Origin of the sequence: Henriciella barbarensis (assembly GCF_003576345.1) — a bacterium.
GTDB classification, from domain to species: Bacteria; Pseudomonadota; Alphaproteobacteria; order Caulobacterales; family Hyphomonadaceae; genus Henriciella; species Henriciella barbarensis.
Map to the genome: position 1 here is coordinate 288341 of NZ_QWGB01000004.1, position 24142 is coordinate 312482.

20 protein-coding genes are annotated in these 24142 nt (G+C 60.1%); 11 read left to right on the top strand and 9 right to left on the bottom strand.

All coding sequences use genetic code 11. The features are described 5' to 3' along the window. The first annotated feature begins 9 nt into the window (after positions 1-9). The gene (locus D1224_RS02610; RefSeq protein ID WP_182482140.1) at positions 10-2013 is read left to right on the top strand and encodes a TonB-dependent receptor plug domain-containing protein; all 2004 of its coding nucleotides are present in this window, start codon (positions 10-12) and stop codon (positions 2011-2013) included. Between the two features lie 55 nt (positions 2014-2068). Here D1224_RS02610 and D1224_RS02615 read toward each other — a convergent pair whose 3' ends face one another. Beyond that, positions 2069-4456 carry a transketolase gene (locus D1224_RS02615; protein ID WP_119378376.1) on the bottom strand — a complete coding sequence of 796 codons (2388 nt, stop codon included), beginning with the start codon at positions 4454-4456 and terminating at the stop codon, positions 2069-2071. A gap of 218 nt (positions 4457-4674) precedes the next feature. Between D1224_RS02615 and D1224_RS02620 the strand changes: the two genes are divergently transcribed. From D1224_RS02620 to D1224_RS02630, 3 genes are all read left to right on the top strand, one after another. Then, on the top strand, positions 4675-7326 hold the full coding sequence (locus D1224_RS02620; protein WP_119378436.1) for a M14 family metallopeptidase: 2652 nt from the start codon (positions 4675-4677) through the stop codon (positions 7324-7326). A gap of 63 nt (positions 7327-7389) precedes the next feature. Further along, on the top strand, positions 7390-7722 hold the full coding sequence (locus D1224_RS02625) for a hypothetical protein (RefSeq protein WP_119378377.1): 333 nt from the start codon (positions 7390-7392) through the stop codon (positions 7720-7722). A gap of 137 nt (positions 7723-7859) precedes the next feature. Beyond that, on the top strand, positions 7860-9668 hold the full coding sequence (locus D1224_RS02630; protein ID WP_119378378.1) for a DUF885 domain-containing protein: 1809 nt from the start codon (positions 7860-7862) through the stop codon (positions 9666-9668). A 663-nt stretch (positions 9669-10331) separates the two neighbouring features. Here D1224_RS02630 and D1224_RS02640 read toward each other — a convergent pair. From D1224_RS02640 to D1224_RS02650, 3 genes are read right to left on the bottom strand one after another with little or no spacing between them, the layout of a single operon-like run. After that, positions 10332-11699, bottom strand: coding sequence for an NAD(P)(+) transhydrogenase (Re/Si-specific) subunit beta (locus tag D1224_RS02640; RefSeq protein ID WP_233350369.1), 1368 nt, complete (start codon positions 11697-11699; stop codon positions 10332-10334). Positions 11700-11753: 54 nt separating this feature from the next. Then, the gene (locus D1224_RS02645) at positions 11754-12125 is read right to left on the bottom strand and encodes a proton-translocating transhydrogenase family protein (protein WP_407647430.1); all 372 of its coding nucleotides are present in this window, start codon (positions 12123-12125) and stop codon (positions 11754-11756) included. Beyond that, positions 12119-13246 carry a Re/Si-specific NAD(P)(+) transhydrogenase subunit alpha gene (locus D1224_RS02650; protein ID WP_119378437.1) on the bottom strand — a complete coding sequence of 376 codons (1128 nt, stop codon included), beginning with the start codon at positions 13244-13246 and terminating at the stop codon, positions 12119-12121. The genes D1224_RS02645 and D1224_RS02650 overlap by 7 nt, the downstream gene beginning before the upstream one ends. A gap of 57 nt (positions 13247-13303) precedes the next feature. Between D1224_RS02650 and D1224_RS02655 the strand changes: the two genes are divergently transcribed. From D1224_RS02655 to D1224_RS02675, 5 genes are all read left to right on the top strand, one after another. Further along, positions 13304-14071 (top strand): SDR family NAD(P)-dependent oxidoreductase, encoded by a 768-nt coding sequence (locus tag D1224_RS02655; RefSeq protein ID WP_119378381.1) that lies wholly within the window; start codon positions 13304-13306, stop codon positions 14069-14071. Between the two features lie 173 nt (positions 14072-14244). Further along, the gene (locus D1224_RS02660; protein ID WP_147372308.1) at positions 14245-14541 is read left to right on the top strand and encodes a hypothetical protein; all 297 of its coding nucleotides are present in this window, start codon (positions 14245-14247) and stop codon (positions 14539-14541) included. 68 nt (positions 14542-14609) lie between these two features. Beyond that, the gene (galU, locus tag D1224_RS02665; RefSeq protein ID WP_119378383.1) at positions 14610-15482 is read left to right on the top strand and encodes a UTP--glucose-1-phosphate uridylyltransferase GalU; all 873 of its coding nucleotides are present in this window, start codon (positions 14610-14612) and stop codon (positions 15480-15482) included. A gap of 80 nt (positions 15483-15562) precedes the next feature. Beyond that, positions 15563-16567 (top strand): NAD-dependent epimerase/dehydratase family protein, encoded by a 1005-nt coding sequence (locus tag D1224_RS02670; protein WP_119378384.1) that lies wholly within the window; start codon positions 15563-15565, stop codon positions 16565-16567. 4 nt (positions 16568-16571) lie between these two features. Continuing rightward, positions 16572-17558 carry a threonine ammonia-lyase gene (locus tag D1224_RS02675; protein WP_119378385.1) on the top strand — a complete coding sequence of 329 codons (987 nt, stop codon included), beginning with the start codon at positions 16572-16574 and terminating at the stop codon, positions 17556-17558. Positions 17559-17639: 81 nt separating this feature from the next. Here the strand turns inward: D1224_RS02675 and smpB are convergent, their stop codons facing one another. Together smpB and dapA are read right to left on the bottom strand one after the other, a co-directional pair. Further along, positions 17640-18119 carry an SsrA-binding protein SmpB gene (smpB, locus tag D1224_RS02680; RefSeq protein WP_119378386.1) on the bottom strand — a complete coding sequence of 160 codons (480 nt, stop codon included), beginning with the start codon at positions 18117-18119 and terminating at the stop codon, positions 17640-17642. Between the two features lie 6 nt (positions 18120-18125). Continuing rightward, positions 18126-19001, bottom strand: a complete 876-nt coding sequence (gene dapA, locus D1224_RS02685; RefSeq protein WP_119378387.1) for a 4-hydroxy-tetrahydrodipicolinate synthase — start codon at positions 18999-19001, stop codon at positions 18126-18128. Between the two features lie 218 nt (positions 19002-19219). Between dapA and D1224_RS02690 the strand changes: the two genes are divergently transcribed. Continuing rightward, a complete protein-coding gene (locus tag D1224_RS02690) occupies positions 19220-21130 on the top strand; it encodes a lytic transglycosylase domain-containing protein (protein WP_182482138.1) in 1911 nt (636 codons plus the stop codon). A gap of 334 nt (positions 21131-21464) precedes the next feature. Here D1224_RS02690 and D1224_RS02695 read toward each other — a convergent pair whose 3' ends face one another. Continuing rightward, on the bottom strand, positions 21465-22025 hold the full coding sequence (locus tag D1224_RS02695) for an RcnB family protein (protein WP_119378389.1): 561 nt from the start codon (positions 22023-22025) through the stop codon (positions 21465-21467). A gap of 123 nt (positions 22026-22148) precedes the next feature. Here D1224_RS02695 and arfB point away from each other — a divergent pair, with 123 nt between their 5' ends. Then, positions 22149-22577: an alternative ribosome rescue aminoacyl-tRNA hydrolase ArfB gene (gene arfB, locus D1224_RS02700; RefSeq protein WP_119378390.1), complete on the top strand. Its 429-nt coding sequence runs from the start codon at positions 22149-22151 to the stop codon at positions 22575-22577. 79 nt (positions 22578-22656) lie between these two features. On the opposite strand, the gene D1224_RS02705 is transcribed toward arfB, so the two are convergent. Both D1224_RS02705 and D1224_RS02710 read right to left on the bottom strand, forming a co-directional pair. Continuing rightward, positions 22657-23277 carry a superoxide dismutase family protein gene (locus D1224_RS02705; RefSeq protein ID WP_119378391.1) on the bottom strand — a complete coding sequence of 207 codons (621 nt, stop codon included), beginning with the start codon at positions 23275-23277 and terminating at the stop codon, positions 22657-22659. Positions 23278-23316: 39 nt separating this feature from the next. Beyond that, entirely contained in the window at positions 23317-24066 is a 750-nt protein-coding gene (locus tag D1224_RS02710) for an SDR family oxidoreductase (RefSeq protein WP_119378392.1), read from the bottom strand. Between the last annotated feature and the right edge of the window lie 76 nt (positions 24067-24142).

The following is a 24142-nucleotide window of genomic DNA, read 5'->3' on the forward strand; positions in this document are numbered from 1 at the left end:
CATCCCGCGATGGCATTTGCTGATGCGCCGGACGCGCATCCGGCCAGCGATCATGAAGATGGATCGCATGACGAGGCCGACCACGATAATGGCCAACATGGCGGCGAGGCAGGCGATCCGCACGCTCATGACCATGATCATGAGCGCGCGCTGGCGCCGGTGATCGTGCAGGCGACACGCTCCGGGCGCCGTGTGCAGGACGAGCCGATCCGGGTCGAGGTGATCAATCGTGAGGAGATCGGCGAGAAGGCGGCGATGCGGCCAGGCAACATATCCATGCTGGTTGCGGAAACCGGCGGCATCCGGGTCCAGACAACATCGCCCGCGCTGGGCGCGGCCAATATCCGCATTCAGGGTCTTTATGGACGTTATACGCAGCTGCTGGCCGATGGTCTGCCGCTTTATGGCGGGCAGGCCGCTTCGCTCGGCTTGCTGCAGATTCCGCCGACCGATCTGGCACAGGTAGAGATCATCAAGGGCTCTGCGTCCTCTCTTTATGGCGGCTCAGCGCTGGGCGGTGTGATCAACCTTGTTTCGCGGCGTCCGGGCGACGAGGCGGAGGGCGAGGTGCTTTTGAACCTGACGACCGAAGATGGTCAGGACATTACAGCCTATGGCGCGACGCCCCTGTCAGACACGGTCGGCGTTTCACTGACGGCGGGTGCGCACCGCCAGAGCGTTCGCGATTTTGACGATGATGGCTGGATCGACATGGCCGGCTATGAGCGCTGGACCGCGCGTCCGCGCGTCTTCTGGGATGGGACGGACGGCTCGTCTGTCTATGCGACGCTTGGGTACATGACAGAGCAGCGAGAGGGTGGGACCTTGCCGGGGCGAACAGTGCCGAACGGCCGGCCCTTCGCGCAGGATCAGGATACTGAGCGGCTGGATGCCGGGCTGATCGCGGAGCGGCCGCTGTCGGATGCGATGTCGCTGCATTTTCGCGGATCGGCCATGGTCCAGGACCACGAACACCGGTTTGGTACGGTGCTGGAGGATGATCAGCATGAAAGCTATCTAGCCGAAACCTCTCTGACCTGGCAGGGCGACCGGACCAACTGGGTTCTGGGAGCCGCGTTGCAGACCGATAGCTTCAGCTCAGACACCTTTCCGGCCTTCGACTATGACTATGATGTGCCGGGCGTGTTCGCGCAGGTCGACCATGATTTCAGTGAGCTGCTGGCGGTTTCGCTGAGCGGGCGGCTGGACGATCATAGCGCCTTCGGGACGCAGTTCAGCCCGCGGCTTTCGGTTCTGTATCGTCCGGGAAACTGGACGATCCGCGGCTCGGTCGGCGAAGGCTATTATGCGCCGACGCCCTTCGTCGAAGAGATCGAAGCGGCGGGTCTTTCACGGCTGGAGCCGCTGTCGGGTCTTGAAGAAGAGACCGCGCAGACGGCATCGTTGGATGTCGGCTATAGGCAAGGTCCGGTCGAGACGAGCCTGACGCTGTTCGCCTCTGATGTGGATGGCGTGACCGAGCTGGAAGCTTTTTCATCTATCCCGGGCGGCACGCCGGACAGGGTCCGTCTGGTCAATCAGGATGGGACGACGGAGATACGCGGCTCCGAATTGCTGCTGCGTTACTATCTCGGCGACTGGAAGCTGACGGGCAGCTATCTTTATCTTGATGCGAGCGAACCGGCGGGGCCGGGCGCAGGGCGACAGGAGATTCCGCTCACGCCGCGCCATTCAGCTGGCTTTGTGGCAATGTGGGAGCAGCATGGCCGCGGGCGTCTCGGCTTTGAGGCCTATTATACAGGAGAGCAGAGACTGGAAGGCAATCCGTATCGCACGGAAAGCGACCCCTATCTGCATCTTGGTATTCTGGCGGAGATCACCACCGGCCCGGCGAGCTGGTTCGTGAATGCGGAGAACTTGCTTGATGTGCGTCAGACCAAGGAAGACCCCCTCCTGCGGCGTGCCCGTGCGCCGAGCGGTCAGTGGACGACGGATATCTGGTCGCGCAATGACGGGTTCATCCTGAATGGTGGCGTACGTCTGAGTTTCTAGCCAACTGGGTCCCGGTCTTCCGCTTTGCGGAAACCGGGATGACGGGCTTTGGGTGTCAGGGCTTTGATAGCCTGATCCTGCGCCCCGCACTCAAATGGTTTGCGGCGTTCACAATCGCGTCGGTGTCGATCTGGTAGTGTTTGTGGAGGTCGGGGATGGTGCCGGTCTGGCCGAAGTGTTCGACCCCGAGCGGGGCGGTCATGTGGCCGGCGACGGAGCCGATCCAGGCAAGGGTTGCCGGATGCCCATCGGTGACGGTGATGAGGGTTGCGTCTCGCGGGACTTTTGCCATCAGACGCTCGATCTGGCTGACGGCGCTGGTGTGGCCGCGGGCGCGGGCGCGGCGGGCAGCGGTCCAACCTGAGTTGAGCCGGTCTGCGGAGGTCACGGCGAGGACGCCGATGTCGCGGCGGTCATTGCCGATGCGGCCCGCCGCTTCGATGGCTTCGGGCGCGATGACGCCCTGATAGGCGATGACGACTTCGCAGTTTGGGCCGGGTTCACGCAACCAGTAGGCGCCGTCGACAACGCCGCGCCGGAACTCTGCATCGTCGCGGTTGCGGGGGCCAAGCTGTTCGATTGGGCGGGTGGAGAGGCGAAGGTAGACCGAGCCGCCGGTCTCATCGCGCAACCAGGTGCGCTCGTCCGGGTCGTTCTCGCCGGAGCGCTGCAGGTAGTCGAAGCTCCAGTCCATGATGATGGAAAGCTCATCGAGGAAGGCGGGTTCGAAGCTGACGAGGCCGTCCTGGCTCATGCCGATAAGCTGTGTGCCGACCGACTGGTGGGCGCCGCCTTCGGGGGCGAGCGTGATGCCGGATGGAGTGCCGGCCACGATGAACCGGGCGTCTTGGTAGCAGGCATAATTCAGGGCATCGAGGCCGCGCGCGATGAACGGATCGTACAGGGTGCCGATCGGGATGAGGCGCTCGCCGAAATGGCTATGGGCAAGGCCTGCCTGACCGAGCAGGAGGAAGAGGTTCATCTCTGCAATGCCGAGCTCGAAATGCTGGCCATCTGGTGAGAACTCCCACTTCTGGGCGGACGGGATGGACTGTTCCTTGAAGGTGTCCGAGACCTCGCGCCGGGCAAAGAGCGAGCGGCGATTGACCCAGCCGGTGAGGTTGGTCGAGCTGGTCACGTCCGGCGACATGGTGACGATATGGTCGGCGAGGTCCGAGGTGCCGCGGGCGAGGCCGTCGAGGATCTTGCCGAAGCCGGCCTGCGTCGCAAGTTCGCGGTCATCGAGCCAGACGGGACCGGGGGATTTGATCTCAGGCGCGGAATAGCGGCGTGTGCCCTCTGCGAAGAAGGGAACCTGGTCGAGGAATTTCTGGAGGCTGGCTTGGTCGTCCACGGTGGCGAACTTGTCCCATTCCTCGCCTTCCGGCACGCCCATGCGTTTCTGGAAGTCGGCGAATTGGGGGTTGTTCATGAAGCCGCCATGATTGTCCTTGTGACCGGCGAGCGGGGTTTGCCAGCCCTTGATCGTATAGGCGAGGAAGACGGTCGGCTTGTCGTCGGTGACGTTGTCGAAGGCTTCGGTAAGGGTGGCGAGGCACTGGCCGCCGAGATTGTTCATCAGGGCGTCCAGCTCTTCATCCGAGCGCTTGTCGAGGAGCTGCGAGACCTCACCCTGGTCGCCAATGTCGTTCATCAGCCGCTTGCGCCAGGCTTTGCCGCCTTTGTAGGTCAGCGCCGAGTAATCCATGTTCGGGCAGTTCTGGATCCATTCCTTCAGGGCTTCGCCGCCCGGCTCCTCGAATGCCTCGCGCTGAAGGACGCCGTGGCGGAGGACAACGGTGCGCCAGCCAAATGCCTTGAAGATGGCGTCGATCTTTTCCCAGAGGCCTTCATGGACGACGCCGTCGAGGCTCTGGCGATTATAGTCGATGATCCACCAGGTATTGCGAAGATCGTGCTTCCAGCCTTCCTGCAGGCATTCATAGACATTGCCTTCGTCAAGCTCGGCGTCTCCGACGAGGGCAACCTGACGGCCGAGGGGCTTGTCGCCCAGCCAGTTCTTGGCGGCGATATAGTCCTGTACCAGAGAGTTGAAGGCGGTCGCCGCGACGCCGAGGCCGACCGAGCCGGTCGAGAAGTCGACATCGTCGGTGTCCTTGGTGCGGCTCGGATAGGATTGCGCGCCGCCCCAGCCGCGGAAGGTTTCCAGCTTCTCGCGCGTCTGGTTGCCCATCAGGTATTGCATGGCATGGAAGACAGGCGAGGCGTGCGGTTTGACCGCGACGCGGTCTTCGGGCTTCAGCGTGTTGAAATAGAGCGCCGTCATGATCGGCACCATCGACGCGCAGGAGGCCTGGTGGCCGCCAACCTTGATGCCGCCCTCTTCCTTCTTCCGGATATTATTGGCGTTGTGGACCGTCCAGGCAGAGAGCCAGAGCAGGCGCTGTTCGATGGTTTTGAGATGATCGAGATCGGCGGTCATGACGGGCCTTTGCAATTGCAACAGTCTGGAGGCGGGTTTCGCACAAGTTGGCGCGGCAAGTCCATCCGGCGAGCCGGTTGAGGCGCAGGACGCTTAATGGCGAGATTCGTGCAATCGCAGCGCGCGCCGGTAATTGAAGCCGATGTGACTTGAAGGCGGCGCGGCGCTTCGCTTTAGCTGCAAACGTAAACACAGGCATGAGTGCCGGGGAGGCAGATATGAAGACTTGGGTCGTAGCCGCAGCGGGAATGTGTACCGCCATTATAGGGGCGCACGCCGACGCGCAGTCTTTCCTCAACGTAGAGACGGATCCTGCCATTCCGACACTGGAAGAGGTGGCCGGGCATGCGCCGGGTGACGAGATCTCCACGGTGACTGAAGCGCTGGACTATATGGAAGCGCTGGCCGAGTCGGCGCCGGACCGGATGACGGTGACCCGCTATGCCGAAAGCTGGGAAGGCCGTGAGCTTGTCTATGGCGTGATTTCGTCGGCCCAAAATATGGCGCGCCTTGATGAGATCAAATCGAACATGGCGCGGCTGGCTTCGGGTGAGCTGTCGGCAGGCGAGCGCAGCTCGCTGATCAATGAGACGCCAGCGGTTGTGTGGCTGTCCTATGGGGTGCACGGCAACGAGATTTCGAGCACGGATGCGGGACTTGCGCTCGCCTATCACCTGCTGGCTGCAGAGGGCGACCAGACGGTCGATGCGATCCTGTCGAACACAGTTGTTGTGATTGATCCGATGCAGAACCCGGACGGGCGCGCGCGTTTTACCAATGCGTTTGAAGCGGCGCGCGGGATCGAGCCATTTGCCGACCGCTATACCGCCGAACATGATGAGCCCTGGCCCGGCGGGCGGTTCAATCACTATCTGTTCGACATGAACCGCGACTGGTTCACGCTGTCCCAGCCCGAAACGCGGGGCCGCGTGGCGAGCATGCTGGAATGGCATCCGGTGGTCGTTGTTGATGCGCATGAGATGGGCGGGGATGAGACGTACTTCTTTGCGCCGGCGGCTGACCCGTTCAATCCGAACATCACCGAGACCCAGAAGGAAAAGCAGGTCCTGATCGGGCGTAACCATGCCCGCTGGTTCGATCAGCGCGGCTATGACTATTTCACCCGTGAGGTCTTTGACGCTTTCTATCCGGGCTATGGCGACATGTGGCCAACGCTCGGCGGCGCGATTGCGATGACCTATGAGCAGGGCTCGGCGCGCGGGCTCTCCTATGAGCGGTCCACCGGCGATGTGCTGACCTACAAGCAGGGGGTGGAGCAACACTTCGTTGCGACGCTGTCGACGGCTGAAGTGGTCGCGAACAACCAGTCGCTGTTTCTGAATGATTTCGCCTCGTACCGGCGTGAAGCGGTCACCGAAGCGCGGGGCGCAAGTGACCGATACTTCGTGTTCGATCTTTCCGACCGCCGCTGGCAGGCCGAGCAGCTTGGCCGCAAGCTGGCGGCGCAGGACATTGTGGTTCAGCGCCTAGGTGAGGGCGCCCAGGTCTGCGGCGTGCGCTATTCCGATGGGGCGCTGGTCGTCGACCGTGCCCAGCCATCCGGCAAGCGAATCACGACGCTGCTGAGCCAGGAAACCAATCTGCCGGAGGACTTTGTCGATGAGCAGGAGTCGCGCCGCGACCGGGGGCTCAATCATGAACTTTATGATGTGACGGCCTGGTCGATGCCGCTGATGGAAGATGTGACGAGCCGCGCCTGCGGGCAGGTCAATCTCTCCGATGCAAGCCGGGTCAGCGCCGACGATCCCGTTACGGCACTAACGGCGTCTGGTGCCGCTTATGGCTATGTCGTGCCGTGGAGTGATGCGGCACAGGCAAAGCTGGTGCTCGGCGCGCTGGATGCAGGCCTGACGGGGCGGGCGACAACTGAGGCGTTCACGGTCAATGGCCGCGAATATCCACGCGGCTCGGTGGTTTTTCCGCTGGCGGCAAATGACAGCGATTTCGCAACCACGCTGAATGGTTTGGCGACGGAGATTGGCGCTGAATATGTGGCGCTGCAGTCCAGCTGGGTCGAGGACGGCCCGAACTATGGCAGCGACAAGTTCGTGGCCCTTACCATGCCGAAAGTCGCCATGGCCTGGGGAGAAGGGACGAGTCCGACCGACGCTGGCGCGGCGCGCTATGTGCTTGAGCGTGAGCTTGGCATTCCGGTCGCGCCGATCCGGGTCGGCACGCTCTCACGCGCCGATCTTGGACGATATGACGTGCTGATCCTGCCGGATGCCGGTTGGGGCTTTGAAAGTGAGCTTGGTGCGGGTGGGAAGTCCGCTATCGCGACCTTCACCCGCAATGGCGGTGTCTTGATCGGGTTCGAGGGTGCGCTTGGGGCGTTGACCAGTGGCGATGATAAGCTGCTCTCTGCGCGCGCTGAGACGGCCTATCTCGCCGAAGAGGAAAAGCGCAGTGATGACGAGGAAACACCTGCCTCCGGGACGTTGATCGAGAGCGACGCCGACTATGAAACGGTCACTGCCGATCAAAAGGCACGTCCTGACAGTGTGCCGGGTGTGCTCGCCAATGTAATTGCGGATACCGATCACTGGCTGTCGTCCGGCTATGAGAATGCGGTGGCGCTCTATCAGGGATCGACGATCTACCGGCCGTTGAACGAGGCTGATGGTGCCAACGTATTCCGCTACGCGGCGGCCGATGAGCTCGTCGCGAGCGGCTATCTCTGGGAAGAGAACCGGGCGCAGCTCGCTTATAAACCGTACTTGATGGCAGAGCAGCACGGCTCCGGCATGGTGATCGCTTTCACGCAGAGCCCGGTTACTCGGGCCTATCTCGACGGACTGAACCTGCTTCTGGTGAATGCTGTTCTCTTTGGGCCTGCGCATACGCGCTAGATAGTGGAACCGCGCTCACTGCTTGCCCGTTCCTTTAGTGAACAATCACGAAGGAGACCCGCGATGAGTGAGCGCGACCACCAGAGAGTTGAAGAAGTCGAACGCCAACGCGGCTATGGCGAGGGCTTTCGCAAGGGCGAAGATGTGGAGGATCAATCGACAGAGGCTGCCGGCTACAAGGACGGCTCGCCTATCGCCGACCAGCAGGACCACGAAACTGATCTCGTCGTCGACATGGAGGATGAACGCCTTCCGAATGTGCCGAATGACGATCACGACGACGCATCAAGCGAGACGATAGAAGGCCATTCGGCTATGAAGAAAAAGCCGGATGGGCATTTGCTTGAAGATGCCTATTCGGTGGTCGACCCGGATGTGGAAGACCCCAAACGCTAGAAACCAATTGAGAGAGCCCGGCCAGAGTGCCGGGCTTTTTCGTGTTTGCGGTGCGGGCGCAGACGTGGTGATGTCCGACCAATCCAGACTGATGAACCGCCGCCGCGCAGGCGGCGCCGCCTATTGAGGAGATCTCCATGACATTGAAGCCCCTGATGTTCGCCGCCTCGGCGCTGACGCTGGTTGTTGCTGGCTGTGCGACGCCCGAAACCGGCGCGGCTGGTGAGACCGCTAGCGCCCCTGTTTCTGGCGAGGCAGATATCCTCACGAGCGTGAGTGATTTTGCGGAGCTGGACGCAGAGGGGTTGAGCTGGAACGGCTATATGGAGAGCTTCCTCGAAGGGTATTTCGAGCTCAACCCGACCTTCGCTGTCAGCCAGGGGCGGCACGAGTTTGACGGAGAGCTACCGGACTGGAGCGATGCGGGGCTCGAAGCGCAGATCCTGTTTCGCCAGTTTGCCATTGAGTTGGCGCAAGAGATGGATGCAGCCAGCCTTAGTGAAGCGGATGCGTTCGAGCGCCAGTACGTGATCAACACAATGAAGGGCGAGCTGTTCTGGCTAACCGAAGCCGATCAGCCGCACCTGAACCCGAGCTTCTATCTCGGCCCACTTGGTCCGAGCGTCTATGTGGCACGGCCCTATGCCGACCCGGAAACGCGCATGAAAGCGTTTATTGAATACGCAAAGAACGTTCCTGAAGCGGCCGCACAGGCGAAAGCCAATCTGAAGCTGCCGATGCCGGCGACCTATGTGAAGCTCGGCACGGCTGGCTTTATCGGGCTTGCCGACCATTATGAGACCGGCGCGCGGGACGCTTTCGCAGAGGTTCAGCATGAAGCGCTGACCGCTGAATATGACGCTGTGGTCGCTGAAGCCGCAGCCGCCATGCGTTCTGTCGCCGACTATATCGAGAGCGAGCCGGGCACAGAAGACGGCTATGCCCTCGGGCCGGAGAAATTCGCTAACATGATCGCGCTGACCGAAGGCGTCGGTATCTCGCTCGAGGAGCTGGAGGCTATCGGCCGGGCTGACCTGAAGGCCAATCAGGATGCGCTGGCCGAAGCCTGCGCGGTGTTCGCCCCGGGCGCGAACATGGCTGACTGCATGGCCAAGATGGCGGCAAACAAGCCAGAGAATGGCCCCGTTCAGGAAGCGCGCGACTCGCTGCCTGCGCTGAAGCAGTTCCTGATCGATGAGGACATCGTCTCCATTCCGGGCACTGAGGAAGCGCTGGTGGCGGAATCGCCACCCTATCGCCGCCAGAATTCAGCCTACATCTCCATTCCGGGGCCTTACGAAGAAGGCATGCCGTCGGTCTATTACATCTCGCCGCCGGACCCGAGCTGGGACGAGGCGACGCGCGCCGAATACATTCCGGGCAAGATGGACCTGCTCGGCACGACGATCCACGAAGTCTGGCCGGGCCACTTCCTGAATTTCCTGCATGCCAACCGCTCTGACTCGGTCTTTGGGCAGATGTTTGTCGGCTACGCCTTCGCTGAGGGCTGGGCGCACTATACCGAAGAAATGATGCTGGATGCAGGCCTGCATGATGGCGACCCGGAGACAAAGATCGGCCAGCTGTCGAACGCGCTGCTGCGCAATTGCCGCTATCTCTCGACGATTGGCCTGCATACGCAGGGCTGGAGCATCGATGATAGCTACGAGCTGTTCCGCAAGGAGTGCTATATCGACCGCGGTAACGCGCTGCAGCAGGCCGCGCGCGGCACGTATGACCCGGCCTATCTCAATTACACGATGGGCAAGCTGATGATCCGCAAGCTGCGTAATGACTGGGTGGCGGTGAACTATCCGGACGCGACGGGCACCGAAGGCTGGAAGGAATTCCATGACGAATTCCTCTCCTATGGCGGCCCGAACATTCCACAGGTCCGTCAGGCCATGATGGGCGAGGAGGAAGCGCGGGCAGTGTTTGGGGAGTAGGTCTGTTGAAAAGATTGAGATCAGAAAAGAGCCGCTTTGAAAGCGGCTCTTTTTTTTGTGGGATCGATGTCCCTACCAGGATGGGAAGTGGACGCCTCCAAATAGATATGTGATATCATACAAATGGTCATCTTCCGTTGCCTATATGGAGCCGAGGCGCTGGCGGTCTTGGCAGTCATGACGGTTTCCGCGTGTTCCGGTGAGGACGGGCGCTCTCAGCCGGAAATTGGTCGTGATGAGACGATTGAGGATCCGGTTTCATCGGAGGACTGGGAATATGAACCATATCTCCCTCCGGTCCCGGACGCAGATCGCCTGTGTATTTATAGCACTCACGACTGTGGCATCGAAAATCCGACTGCGCCTGAGTACCCGAAACTGCCAGAATTTAGCGAGGCTACATGCGATACATCGTTCGTGGTCGGGGAGGATGGTTTCGCTCAAGATATTAGCGTCGAGTGTGATGACCCGCGGTTCAGTGAAACTACGCGGGAGATACTATCTCATCTTAGATACAAAGTGACCGATTTGTGCGGTCGAACTTGTCCAGATATTGGGAGGCGAGTGGATTATCCCATTGAGTATCGCCTCGCGGATTAGACACTAAGAAGAAAAAGCCCGGCCAGTTTGGCCGGGCTTTTGTTTTGGTGATTTTGGAAGGCCCTAGAGACTCTTCACGATGTTCTCCACCATCTTCTTGGCGTCGGACAGCAGCATCATGGTGTTGTCCTTGAAGAAGAGCTCGTTCTGGATGCCGGCATAGCCGGAGCCCATTGAGCGCTTGATGAAGAGGACCGTACCAGCATCCTCGACGTTGAGAACCGGCATGCCGTAGATTGGCGAGGCCTGGTCGGTCTTTGCAGCCGGGTTGGTGACGTCATTTGCACCGATCACGAAGGCGACGTCGGAGGTGTTGAACTCGGAATTGATGTCTTCCAGTTCGAACACTTCGTCATACGGCACCTGCGCCTCAGCGAGGAGGACGTTCATGTGGCCAGGCATCCGGCCGGCGACAGGGTGGATCGCGTATTTCACCTCGACGCCTTCTTCTTTGAGAAGCTCCACCATCTCTTTCAGCGCGTGCTGCGCCTGGGCGACCGCCATGCCATAGCCCGGCACGATGATGACCTTGGAGGCGTTCTTCATGATAAAGGCGGCATCGTCGGCCGAGCCTTGCTTGAACGGGCGGTCGACATCTGCGCCTGCTGCGGCGCCGCCGCTATCGTCAGCGCCGAAGCCGCCGAGGATGACCGAGATGAAGCTGCGGTTCATGCCCTTGCACATGATGTAAGAAAGGATCGCACCGGACGAACCAACAAGCGCGCCGGTGATGATCAGCGCGAAGTTGCCAAGCGTGAAGCCGAGCGCCGCTGCAGCCCAACCCGAATAGGAGTTGAGCATCGAGACGACGACCGGCATGTCAGCGCCGCCAATCGGGATGATCAGCGTGATGCCGAGCACAAAGGCGAGCACGGTCAGGGTCCAGAAGGCCCATGTGGCGGCACCGCTCGACAGGATCAGCACAACAACAAGCGCGACTATGGCAGCCGCAAGCCCAATATTGAGCAGGTGGCGGGCCGGCAGAAGGATGGGCGAGCCGGACATGTTGCCGTTAAGCTTGGCGAAAGCGATCACCGAGCCTGTGAAGGTCAGCGCGCCGATGGCCGAGCCGATAGCCAGTTCGATCAGCGAGACGGTGGCAATACTGCCAACCGTACCAATGCCGAACTCTGCCGGGGCATAGAGCGCGGCAGCAGCGACGAGCACGGCGGCCATGCCGACCAGTGAGTGGAAGGCAGCAACGAGCTGGGGCATCGCCGTCATCGGGATGCGGCGGGCGATGATCGCACCGATGACGCCGCCGACGGCTGCACCTGCGATCAGGATGCCCCAGGTGGTGACATCAAGCTGCGGCCAGAGGAGAGCGATGGTCGTGGCAACGGCGATCGCCATGCCGATAATGCCATTGCGATTACCCTTGCGCGCCGTGGCAGGGCTGGAGAGCCCGCGAAGCGCCAGGATGAAGAGCATGCCCGCGACAAGATAGAGAAGCGGGGCCCATGTGGTGGTGAACTGTTGCAAGGTTTACTCCCCCTTCTTCTTGTACATGGCCAGCATCCGCTGGGTGACCATGAAGCCACCAAAGATGTTGACGCTGGCGAGCGCGACAGCAAAGCCGCCGAGGATCTTGGCGGTCCAGCCGCCATTGATCAGGCCAGAGGAGGCCGCTGCCACGATCGCACCGACCACGATCACTGAAGAGATCGCATTGGTGACAGCCATGAGCGGGGTGTGGAGAGCCGGGGTCACCGACCAGACAACGTAATAGCCGACGAAACAGGCCAGCGCGAAGATCGCGGCAAGGAAGACCGTCGGGTTGAGATTTGTGATTTCGGCCGCATGGGCTGGCAGGGCCAGCGCGAGTGCCGAGAGAACTACTGGGATGGCTTTCATGATTTCAGCCTTTCATTCACGGTTTCGCCGCCCTTGGTGAGGATCATTGCCGTGACGATCTCGTCATCGGTCTCAAGGTTGAGGGATCCATCTTCGGCCGTGATTAGCGGCAAGAAGGCGACGAGGTTCTTGGCATAAAGCGAGGATGTGTCGGCCGGCAGGCGCGCGGGCAGGTTGGAATAACCGGCCACTTTCACGCCATTAATGTCGACGACCTCATCAGGTTTCGACAGCTTGCAATTGCCGCCCGTGGCGACCGCCATGTCGATGACGACAGCACCGGGCTTCATCGACTTCACCATGTCTTCGGTGACCAGCTCTGGCGCTGGACGGCCCGGGATGAGGGCCGTTGTGATGACGATGTCCTGCTTGGCGATGTGGGTCGCGGTCAGCTCCGACTGCTGGCGCTTGTAGTCGTCGGACATTTCCTTGGCGTAGCCGCCAGCGGTCTCGGCTTCCTTGAACTCGTCATTTTCGACGGCGATGAACTTGGCGCCAAGCGAGGCGACCTGTTCCTTAGCCGCCGGTCGCACATCGGTCGCTGTCACCACCCCGCCGAGACGACGTGCTGTTGCGATGGCCTGGAGGCCTGCAACGCCTGCGCCCATGACGAAGACCTTGGCTGGCGCGACCGTGCCAGCTGCTGTCATCATCATCGGTAGCGCGCGGCCATAAAGGGTCGCTCCTTCGATCATGGCGCGGTAGCCGGCGAGGTTGGATTGTGAGGAGAGCGCGTCCATGGACTGGGCGCGGGTGATTCGCGGTGTGAACTCCATGGCGAGCGTGTTGAGCTTCTTGCCATTGAACGCTGTCAGAAGGTCGCCCATGCCGAACGGGTTCATCAGCGCGATGACGGTCAGCCCTTCAGGATAGCTGGTTGCTTCCTGTGCACTTGGCGCGCGAACCTTCAGGAGGACATCAGCCCCCTTAAGCGCGTCACCAGCTGAGCTGGCGATAGTTGCTCCTTCATCTGAAAAAGCCTTGTCCGGAAAGCCTGCAGCCACACCCGCACCAGTTTCAATGGTGACGGTGTGATCGAGGCCGACAAGCTTCTTCACCGATTCCGGGGTTGCCGCGACACGCGTCTCTCCCGGACTTGTTTCTTTCAGAATTGTCAGCTTCATGGCGCGAGTGATCGGAAAATTTTTGCGTGAAAGCAATAGCAGGACGAAAGACGAGGCATGGAATTGTTCAAACTCAACGGAAAAACGGCTCTTGTTACCGGTGCGTCCGGTGGCCTTGGTGAAAGTTTCGCAAGAGCCCTGTCGCAAGCAGGGGCGCGGGTTGTACTCGCTGCGCGGCGCATAGAGAAACTTGAGGCGCTGGCGGCTGAAATCAAATCGCAGGGGGGTGAGGCCCTGGCTGTTTCGATGGACGTCACCGATCCGGCAAGCGTCGAATCGGCTTTCGCCACCGTTCAGGACAAGTTTGGTGGCCCGGCCGATATAATCGTCAACAATTCGGGCATTTCGCGCGACAACTGGTATACCAAGATCACCGAGGAAGAGTGGCGCGCTGTCATGGAGACCAATGTCGACGGCGTATGGCGTGTCGCGAAGGCAGCTTCGAATGCGCTGATCGAGGCAGGCAAGCCCGGATCGATCATCAACATCGCCTCCATTACCGCGCTGCGGCCGCAATACTTCATCTCAGCCTATGCAGCGTCGAAGGCGGCGGTCGATCACATGACCCGCGTCATGGCGCTGGAAGGGGCGCGGTATGGCATTCGCGTGAATGCGATCGCGCCGGGCTATTACAAGACCAATATCAATGACGAGTTCCTCGACAGCGAGGCAGGCGACAAGATGCGAAAGCGGATTCCGATGCGCCGCTTCGGTGAGCATGCCGAGCTTTCAGGCGCGCTGCTGCTGCTCGCCTCCGACGCCGGTAGCTATATGACGGGTTCGACGATCGTGGTCGATGGTGGGCATACGGTAAATACGCTTTAGGGCTATCCGGACTTCTGCTGTCTGCATCGAATACTGTTGATGACGTCCGCCCAACCTTCGGTGGGGAGGCGCTTCGAACGGGCACAGCTTACGTCGTTGTCCTGCAAGTTTTCCGGCCAATCAGGCAAAGCGCTCAATTTGAAGGTGGGTTTTAGGGGTTCATTAGGCGCCTCATGAGACATGAGAGTCCGTTGAAAGGCGTCGAAATGAGTCCAGAGCGCAAGACAGTCCAAGAGCACGCGGGCACGGCCAGCGCGCCTACTGAGGCCACCAGTTCGCGGCCCGAGACAGCGTGTCCGGAGCGCCATGATGGATCGCAATCACCTGCGCGCCAGCTTCAGGATGATCTGGAGAGCCGTCTGGTCCCGGAAGCGCGTTCTTCGACGCTCCGTCAGATCGCTCAAGCGCTCGTTACTGCCTCCGGCCTGACCATGGTTATGGGCTTTTTCGTCTTCAACGCGATTTCCTAGTCCTGCCTCTGGCAATCAGCTGACCGAGCCATATGATGGCAAGTGAAGTCGAATGCGAAAGAGTACGAATGAGAGTCAGAAAAGCCGTGCTGCCTGTCGCTGGCCATGGAACCCGTGTCCTGCCAGCATCAAAATCTATTCCAAAGGAATTGCTGACAGTCGTCGACCAGCCCGTACTGCAATACGTGGTTGATGAAGCGCGTGCAGCCGGGATCGAGCACTTCGTTTTCGTAACCGGGCGCGGCAAGCACGCTATCGAAGACTATTTCGATGAGGCCTATGAGCTGGAGCAGACGCTCGCTTCGAAATCATCAAAAGCCGATATCCTGAAGGATCTGCAGCGCACGAAGCTGCCACCAGGGGCTGCGAGCTTTACGCGACAGCAGGCGCCGCTGGGGCTGGGGCATGCCGTGTGGTGCGCAAAGGACATCATTGGCGAGGAGCCGTTTGCCGTATTGTTGCCCGATGTGATCCTTCGCGCAGAGCCCTCGGCGCTGGCGCAGATGGTAACCGCTTATGACGAGGTCGGGGGCAATATCATTGCCGTCAATCCGGTGCCTGAGGAGCAGGTCTCGTCCTATGGGGTCATCACACCGAAGTCGCGGGACGGCCGGCTTATCGAGATGGAAGGCATGGTCGAGAAGCCCGCGCGTGAAGACGCACCTTCCAATCTCAAGATCACTGGCCGCTACATCCTGCAACCTGAAATCTTTGGCCTGCTGGAAGACCAGGGCAAAGGGGCAGGTGGTGAGATCCAGCTGACCGATTCCATGGTAAGGTTGATGCAGACCCAGTCATTTCACGCCTATGAGTTTGAGGGTGAGGAGTTCGATTGCGGCTCCAAGGCCGGCTATTTCGAGGCATTTGTCGCGCACGCGCTGAAGCATCCGGAGACGGCGGACTTCGCGGAGGCGGTTCTCAAGAAGTATGGCAGTGGCTGATGAGGCCGGGCGACTGACCGCAGCCTGCGACTTTCCCTCGTTTCGGTGAATAGCTATAGCGGTTCACGCGAGGTGAGTGGATGAGATTTCTTGTAACTGGCGTTGCCGGTTTTATCGGTTCAAGGATTGCCGGAGCGCTTTTGAGCGACGGCCATGAGGTCATCGGGCTCGACAATCTCAACGCCTATTATGACCCGGCGCTGAAGCAGGCGCGGCTCCATGAGTTGCAGACTTATGAGAATTTCTCGTTTCGCAAGCTCGATATCTCCGACCATGAGAAGCTGCTTGGACTGCCCGAACGCGATTCGATCGACCGGGTCATCCATCTGGCCGCTCAGGCGGGCGTTCGCTATTCGCTTGAAAATCCCTTTGCCTATGCCCAGTCGAATTTGACCGGTCACCTTGCCATGCTGGAATTCTGTCGCCGGGCCGCCAAGGTGCCGATGCTGGTCTATGCGTCATCAAGCTCTGTCTATGGCGATGATGCGATTGCGCCATTCCGTGAGGACGCGAATGTCGACCGACCTGTCTCGCTCTACGCCGCGACCAAGCGGGCCGACGAGTTGATGAGCCAGGCCTATGCCAAGCTTTATGATATTCCGCAGATCGGCGTGCGCTTCTTTACTGTGTATGGCCCCTGGGGGCGCCCCGATATGGCGTATTGGTCGTTTACCGACCGCATCCTGCGCGGTGAGACGATACGCGTCTTTAATGGCGGCAAGATGAAGCGTGACTTCACCTTCATTGCAGACGCTGTGGCGGGACTGAAGGCGATTGCGACCCGGCCCGCGGTCTTCGTCGAGGGCCAGCGGGCGCACAAGCTCTACAATATCGGACACAACCAGCCCGTCGAGTTGCTGAAATTCATTGAGACGATCGAAGAGGTCACCGGCAAGAAGGCGCGCATGGCACTGGAACCCATGCAGCCGGGCGATGTCACCGAGACATGCGCTGACATTTCCCGCATGCAAGCCAATTACGGGTACGAGCCGAAAGTGAGCCTGAAGGAAGGCCTACAGCAGTTTGCAGATTGGTTCAGGACCCAACGGGTCGCTGCAGGACCGGCGATCAGGCAAGGGCTTTAGGTCCATGGCAACCGAGGCGCTTCCGACAGGTCAGGACGTGCTGAATGCTGCGCGGCGGCTCCACGGGCATGTGCTTCGCACGCCGGTCCTGCGCAATGATGCGCTGGATGAGATCGCAGGGGCAAAGCTCTGGTTTAAATGCGAAAACCTGCAAACGACCGGAAGCTTCAAGATCCGTGGCGCGACCAACCGGCTTTTGCAGCTCAGCCCCGCGCAACGTGAGAAAGGCGTTGTTGCCTTCTCCTCTGGCAATCACGCGCAGGGCATCGCACGGGCCGCAAAGAATTTTCGTATGCCAGCGCTCATCGTCATGCCGTCGGATGCGCCAGCCATCAAGGTCGAAGGCGTACGGCGCGACGGAGCGGAAATCAGGCTTTATGACCGTGAGCATGAAAGTCGCGAGGAGATTGCCGCCGAAGAAACGGAGAAGCGGGGCGCTACGCTGGTGCCGAGTTTCGATGATCCGTACATCATCGCCGGGCAGGGGAGCGCAGGCGTCGAATTCGGACAGCAGATGCGCGATGCCAACACGCAACTCGATCACATCATTTGTTGCGCGGGTGGCGGCGGTCTCATTACGGGGCTGGCGCTCGGTTACCGCCAATTCGACCCTGATATATCGATATGGACCGCAGAACCTGAGGCGCATGACGACTGGCGCCGCTCGCTTGCGGCGGACAGGATTGAAGTCAATGCGCCCGGCACGCGCTCTATTTGCGATGCGATACTGACGCCGTCTCCGGGGAAACTTACCTGGGCACTAGGGCGGGAGCTTCTTGCAGGTGGATGTGCCGTTTGCGACGACCGCATTGAAGAAGCGATGCGGCTAGCCTTCCGCCATCTGAAGCTGGTCGTTGAGCCGGGAGGTGCAGCCGCGCTGGCCTGCGCTTTGTTTGATCTGCCCGAAGCAGCTAAGGGCAAATCAGTCGGTGTTGTGCTGTCAGGCGGGAATGTCGATCCGGCGCAGTATGCGCGGATATTGGCGGACTAGCTGTCCTCTGTTTCTACTGGCACTGCCCAACCGCCGTGGGCCCCAACTTTCGTTGGGGGGCGGTAAGCAGTCAGGGGCTACCTAGTTTTCTTTTAGAATGCGGGACTTCTCGCGTTGCCAGTCACGTTTCTTGGCGGTTTCGCGCTTGTCTGGCGCCTTCTTGCCTGTCGCGAGTCCAATCAGCAGTTTCGCCATGCCACGGTCGTTGAAGTAGAGCTTCAGTGGGACAATCGTACGACCTGCGCGCTCGACCTTCTGGGAGAGCTCGGCGATCTCACGCTTCGAAGCGAGGAGTTTACGACGGCGCTTCGGCTCGTGGTTGAACTGGTTCGCGCCCTCATAGGGCGGGAAATCTGCGTTCACGAGCCAAAGCTCGCCTTCTTCAACGGCTGCATAGGATTCAGCGATGTTTGCGCGACCATTGCGCAGCGACTTCACTTCACTGCCCTGTAGCTGCAAGCCGGCCTCCAGCGTGTCTTCGACTTGATAGTCGAAGCGTGCGCGGCGGTTTTCCGCTACGAGGCCGTCTGAGCGACCCTTGATTTGGCTCTTCTTTGACATGGGAGGCTATATAAGGCCTGCGATCTCCATTGCAGCCTCAATCCTGCGGCGGGCTGCATCGTCTGGTGCGACGAGCGGCAGGCGGATTTCGTCGCTGCAAAGCCCGAGGCGCGACAGCGCGAACTTGGCCGGCCCCGGAGAAGGGGCACAAAACAGCGCCTTGTGAAGCGCGATGAAGCGGGCTTCGATCTCGCGCGCGGTGTCAAGATCGGCTTCATCCATGGCCCTGTGCATCTTCGCCATTTCAGCGGGGGCGACGTTGGACGTGACCGAGATACAACCGGTGCCGCCCATGGCGCGGTAGCCGAGGGTCACGGGGTCTTCACCGCAAATCTGGACGAACTGCTCGTCCCGCAGGCCCGCAGTATGAAGACTGATACGGGCAAGATCGCCCGTCGCATCCTTGATACCGACAATGTTCGGATGCTTTCCAAGGCGGATCACGGTCTCAGGCTGAAGGTCTGAAACAGTACGGCCTGGCACGTTGTACAAAATGATCGGCAGTGCGACAGCGTCAGCGATGGCGCGGAAATGTGCCTCAAGGCCTGCCTGATCCGGCCGGTTGTAGTAAGGGCAGACACAAAGCGCTGCATCGGCGCCAGCTTCCTTTGCATGCTCGACCAGCCCGATGGCTTCGCGGGTAGAGTTCGAGCCAGCACCGGCGATAACCGGAACGCGTCCCGCAGTCACCTCTATGCAGAGACTGACGACCTCGCGGTGCTCAGCGTGGCTAAGCGTGGCGGATTCGCCAGTGGTGCCACAGGGGACGAGTCCGCCTGCGCCATTCTCGATCTGGCGCTCTACAAGATCGGCAAACGCTTTCCGGTCGACCTCCCCATTTCGGAACGGAGTGACTAGTGCCGGAATTGAACCATTGAACATCGTGATTTTGCCGCGAAGTTTATGTTACACATATGCTGAGTTGGACGATAAAGTGTCTGACATCTCAACAGCCAAAAGAAAACAGGCAGGGCCTAATGGGCGTTACCACATACCGAGCGATTACAGCAGCATTAATGCTGGCGACTGCATCACCGATTGCAGTGGCGATTCCCTCATCTTCTCCGAGTGTTAAGCCAGACCTGGTGCCCGCGTCGAGTGTGGTAACGACTGCGGAGGCGAGACTGTTCCGTGATGCGGTTGCAGCGATGGACCGGGGAGACTGGTCTACAGTCCGTAGTCTGCAGGCGAGATCGGGCGACGCGGTGGTGCGCGACCTTATTGCTTGGTTCCGGGGCCGTAGCGACCAGAACATGTCTTTCGACGAAATGAGCGTTCTGCTGCGCCAGCGCAGCGACTGGCCGTTCATGACGACCCTGCAGGTGCGCGCTGAAGGCATAATCAATGATTCGGCCCTCGATGATTTGCAGAAGATTGCCTGGTTTGAGGAGATGGGCGGACCAGCTTCCGGAGAAGGCCGGGTGGCCCTCGCAGAAGCTTACCGGCGCGGCGGCCAGATGGACAAGGCGATCGAGCTTGCTCGTGAAGCCTGGCACGGCAACACGCTGGACAGCGCCCTGACGCAACGCGTGCTCAATCAGTATGGCAGTCAGCTTTCTCAGGACGACCACCGCAAGCGTGCGGACTTCTTGCTCTGGACCAATCAGCGCACGGCGACGTCCCAGCTGAAATCCCGCGTCGGAAGTGACTGGGCGTTGCTTATTGAAGCACGCATCAGGCTTCAGGCGAGAGCGGCAGGCGTCGACGCCGCTGTGAATGCGGTGCCGGCTTCGCTGCAGAACCATCCGGGGCTGATGTTCGACCGTGCCCACTGGCGCAAACGCGCCGGGCAACGTGACGAGAACTGGGTGCCGCTCCTCGCAGAGATTGACGGCACCGGAGTTCCGGCAGCAGGACAGAACGCGCTCTGGAATCTACGTCACTGGCCGATTCGCGAGGCGCTGCAGGAGCGGAAATTCCAGCTCGCCTATGATCTTGGATCGCGTCACGGCATGGATTCGGGCGGCAATTTTGCTGAAGCCGCCTGGGTGTCAGGCTGGACGGCGCTTCGCCATCTCAACCAGCCATCCATGGCCCTTCCACACTTCAAGGCGCTTGAAGCCGGGACGTCCACACCGATCAGCCAGGCGAGGGCGCTTTACTGGCAGGGGCGAACCTATGAAGCACTCGGCAATCAGACGGAGGCTGCCGCCGCCTATCAGCGTGCGGCCCAGTACCCTTATGTCTATTACGGCCAGCTGGCAGCCGAGAAGGCGGGCCTGCAGCGCATCTATCTGAAGACCGAAGCCGATGTGACCGATGCCGAGCGTAATGCTTTCATGAGCAGGCCGCAGGTGAAGGCCGCTATCCTGCTCGCCGAAAACGGGCAGGAAATGGATTTCCGCCGGTTCTCCTACAATATCGATGACACGTTGGAGACAGAGGCAGACTATGTGCTGCTCTCCGAGGTCGCGAATAACTACCTCTATCCGGAAGTCGGTGTGCGCGGCGCCAAGGCCGGGCTCGCCAAGAATGTGATCGCGCCGCAGGCGGTCTTCCCGATCCCCAACTTTCCGCTGCAGCGCGAGCCGAACGTGGAGCGTGCGGTGATCTATGCGCTCGCCCGCCAGGAAAGCGAGATGAACCCCTCGGCTGTCTCGCATGCCAATGCGCGCGGCCTGATGCAATTTCTTCCGGCCACCGCGCGAGAGGAAGCTCGGCGCATCGGCCTTCCGTTCCGCACATCATGGCTGACTGATGATCCTGGTTACAACATGACGCTCGGTGGATCGCACCTCGATACGCTACTTGGCCAATTCAATGGCAGCTACATCATGACAGTGGCAGCGTATAATGCTGGAGCGTCACGCCCACGTCGCTGGATGCGAGAGTATGGCGATCCGCGCCGGGGTGAGATCGACCCGATTGACTGGGTGGAGTTCATACCCTTTTCCGAAACGCGCAATTACGTCCAGCGCGTCCTGGAGAACACCCAAGTGTACCGCCAGCGGATTGCTGGTGAGGCCGTCGATATCCGACTGACCGAAGATCTCAATCGAGGCAGGCACTAGCGCTCGTCCAGAAAACGAAAAGGCCACCCCCGAGGGGGTGGCCTTCGTGAGCCGGATTGGCTCATGAATCCTGGTAGGGCGATACCTACCCGAGGTCAGTGCTAGCGCACAGAGAGAGGCTGCTCTCCAAGGCCACCAGCACAGACGGACCCATTTGCCGTTCCTGGTTTCTCACTCGACATTGGATCACCTCCTTTCAGCTGTTGATACAGAACACCGACCGCAAGTTACGCCCGGTCATTCAAATAGAACATGATTTGCGGCGATTTAAAGGGCAGAGACGAAAAAAGCCGGCTACGAGGCGCAGCCGGCTTTTCCGAGGGTTATTACTCGCCTACTGGCTGAGAATACCAATCGCGAGACCTACGATAGCGCCTGTAGCGACCGAGGTCAGAACAGCATCGTTGCTGCCGCGATGGTGAACCCACTGGTGACCGCGCGGCGGGCTGTAAAGACCATAGCGCCCATAATCGCGAATGATCACCGAGCTCGAGCCGTAGTGGTAGCGGTTACCGATGGTGTAGCGTGGATGATGGTAGCCGCGGTTGTAGTGATACACGACACGCGGGCGCGTGCGGTGATAGGTCGGCGCACTATAATAGTTGCGCGTCACGACGCGGCCTCGATTGTGGTATCTGTGATTGTTGCGGTGATAGTCGCGGCCACGACGATAGTCGCGCCGATTATCCCGGCGATGTTTATAGTCTCCGCGCCGATCAGCGCGATGGTAGTCACGATTGCCGCGATGACGGTCACCATGATAGCGATCACCGCGATCACCACGATCATAGTGGCCGCGGTCACTGCGCTGGTCGGCAGCAGCCACTGGTGTGAACGCCGCGAGCGCGAGAGCTCCTGCGGCACCGATGTGGAGTAGTAGTTTTCTGAACGCCATGAGGAGCCTCCCTATGCAAGTTCTCTCACCGAGCCCTTGCCCGGAATTGTTTCTGGTCTGAATACAAGTGTTAACCAATTATGAGGTTCCGAGCTTGAACCTTAGCTGAACAAGTCCTTCATCATGGCCCGCCAAGAAAACCTGCAGATCGACGATGACTTGACCGTTCCTTACTGGGAGCTGGTGGAAACGTTTACGCGATCATCCGGGCCGGGCGGTCAAAGTGTGAACAAGGTATCGAGCGCGGTGCAGCTGCGGTGGAATGTCGATGCCTCTTCAGTGCCCGCACGCATCAAGGCGCGCTTCCGTCAGATATGGAAGAACAGAATTACCAAGGAGGGTGACGTCATCGTCGATGCGAGCGAACACCGCTCCCAGGCGCTAAACAGGGATGCGGCGCGCGACCGGCTCACTTCCATGATCCGGAAGGCAGCGAAGAAGCGGAAACGCCGCATCGCGACAAGGCCAACGCGCGGATCGGTCGAGCGGCGGATCAAGGCCAAGAAGGAAACGGGCGAAAAAAAAGCCCTGCGTGGAAAGGTCGACCCTTAGACGGCGCGCCTTCCGGTGCAAAAGAAAACGCCGCCCCGAAACGAGGCGGCGTTGGTCTAATTTGGTTGGGGTTCGCTGCTTACTGAACGACAGCGCAGGCGACGCGCCCGCCAGCACCGCCAATCGGCTGGCTCATATGATCATCGCGACCTTCGTGAATGATAATGGCGCCGCCATCTTCATCCATCACGTCTGAAAGCGTGACCAGATCGGTAAACGTCTCGAAATTCACAGAGCCATCTTCAAAGGCGTACAGGTTTGGCAAGTCGCCAGGCTCTGGACCGTCGGGGTTCAGAAGGCCATGACCACCTTCGACCTTGCCGACATGACCACCCGAGGCGGTGTATTCACCGGTGTCGCTGCAGTCGCCAGTCTGGTGAATGTGCACAGCGTGCCAGCCTGGGGTCAGGCCGCCCTCACTAACCGAGACCTCCATGACGATGCCATTCGGGCCTTCGATCATGTTCACGCTGCCGATCGTATCGCCTTCATTGCCCAGAAGATCGCCCGTCGCGCGCATCATGGATGGAAGGGACTCGCTGCCGCCGGCGTCCATCTCGGACGGTGGCATATCGGCCTGCATTTCGGCTGCGTCGTCAGCGGCGCTCGTGTCCTGCTGGGCATCGGAGGTTTGCTGGGTGCAGGCAAAAACGATCGCAATCGAAGCGGCTGCGGCGGATAGAGGTAGGAAGCGGCTCATGAATTTTCTCCTGTTTGGACACACAGTAACATAGTTCGATCAACGTTTTGTCATGCCGCCATCGACGACATATTCGGAGCCGGTGACGTAAGAGGCGTCGTCAGACAGTAGGAAACATGCGACGGCGGCAACTTCTTCCGCCTTGCCAAACCGGCCGAGTGGCACCTGCGATCTGATCTGCTCCGTCATCTCCTTCTTCTGCTCTTCATCGTCGACTGCGGTGTCAAAGAAATTTGTTTCGATCGGCCCCGGGGCAATCGAGTTTACGCGGATCTGACGCGGTGCCAGCGCGGAAGAGAACGACCGAGCGAAGACGGCCATTGATGCTTTTGACGCGCCATAGACAGCGCCCGGCGCCTGACCAAGATAGGCGGCGACTGATGATGTCAGGAGCACTGCGCCACCATCACTTATATTGTCCTTGAGCAGGTCCATATGCAGGAGCGGCCCCCGAACATTCGTGTTCATCATCTGATCGAAGAAGTCGGTGTCGTGCTGCCCGATTTCCTTGAAAGCGCCGTATCCGGCATTGAGATAGAGGCCGTCGAGCTTGCCCATCTTCTCGCCCACCGCTTCGGCAAGCTGTTTTGCTTCTTCTGCGCTGGAGGCATCATTGCGTAGGACGAGTGACCCGGATGGAAGTTTCTTTCCTGCCTCGTCAAGGTGGTCCTGGCTGCGGCCTGTTACGGCGACCTCGCCGCCTTCTTCGACGATGCGAAGCGCAGTGGCGAGGCCGATGCCGCTCGTGCCGCCTGTGACAAGAATACGCTTACCTTCAAATCTAGACATTCTAGTCTCACTTTCCATTCTGGTTTACGCTAGGCGAACGAGCCGCAGGTGCGAGCGTTCCGAGACATTTTTGCAG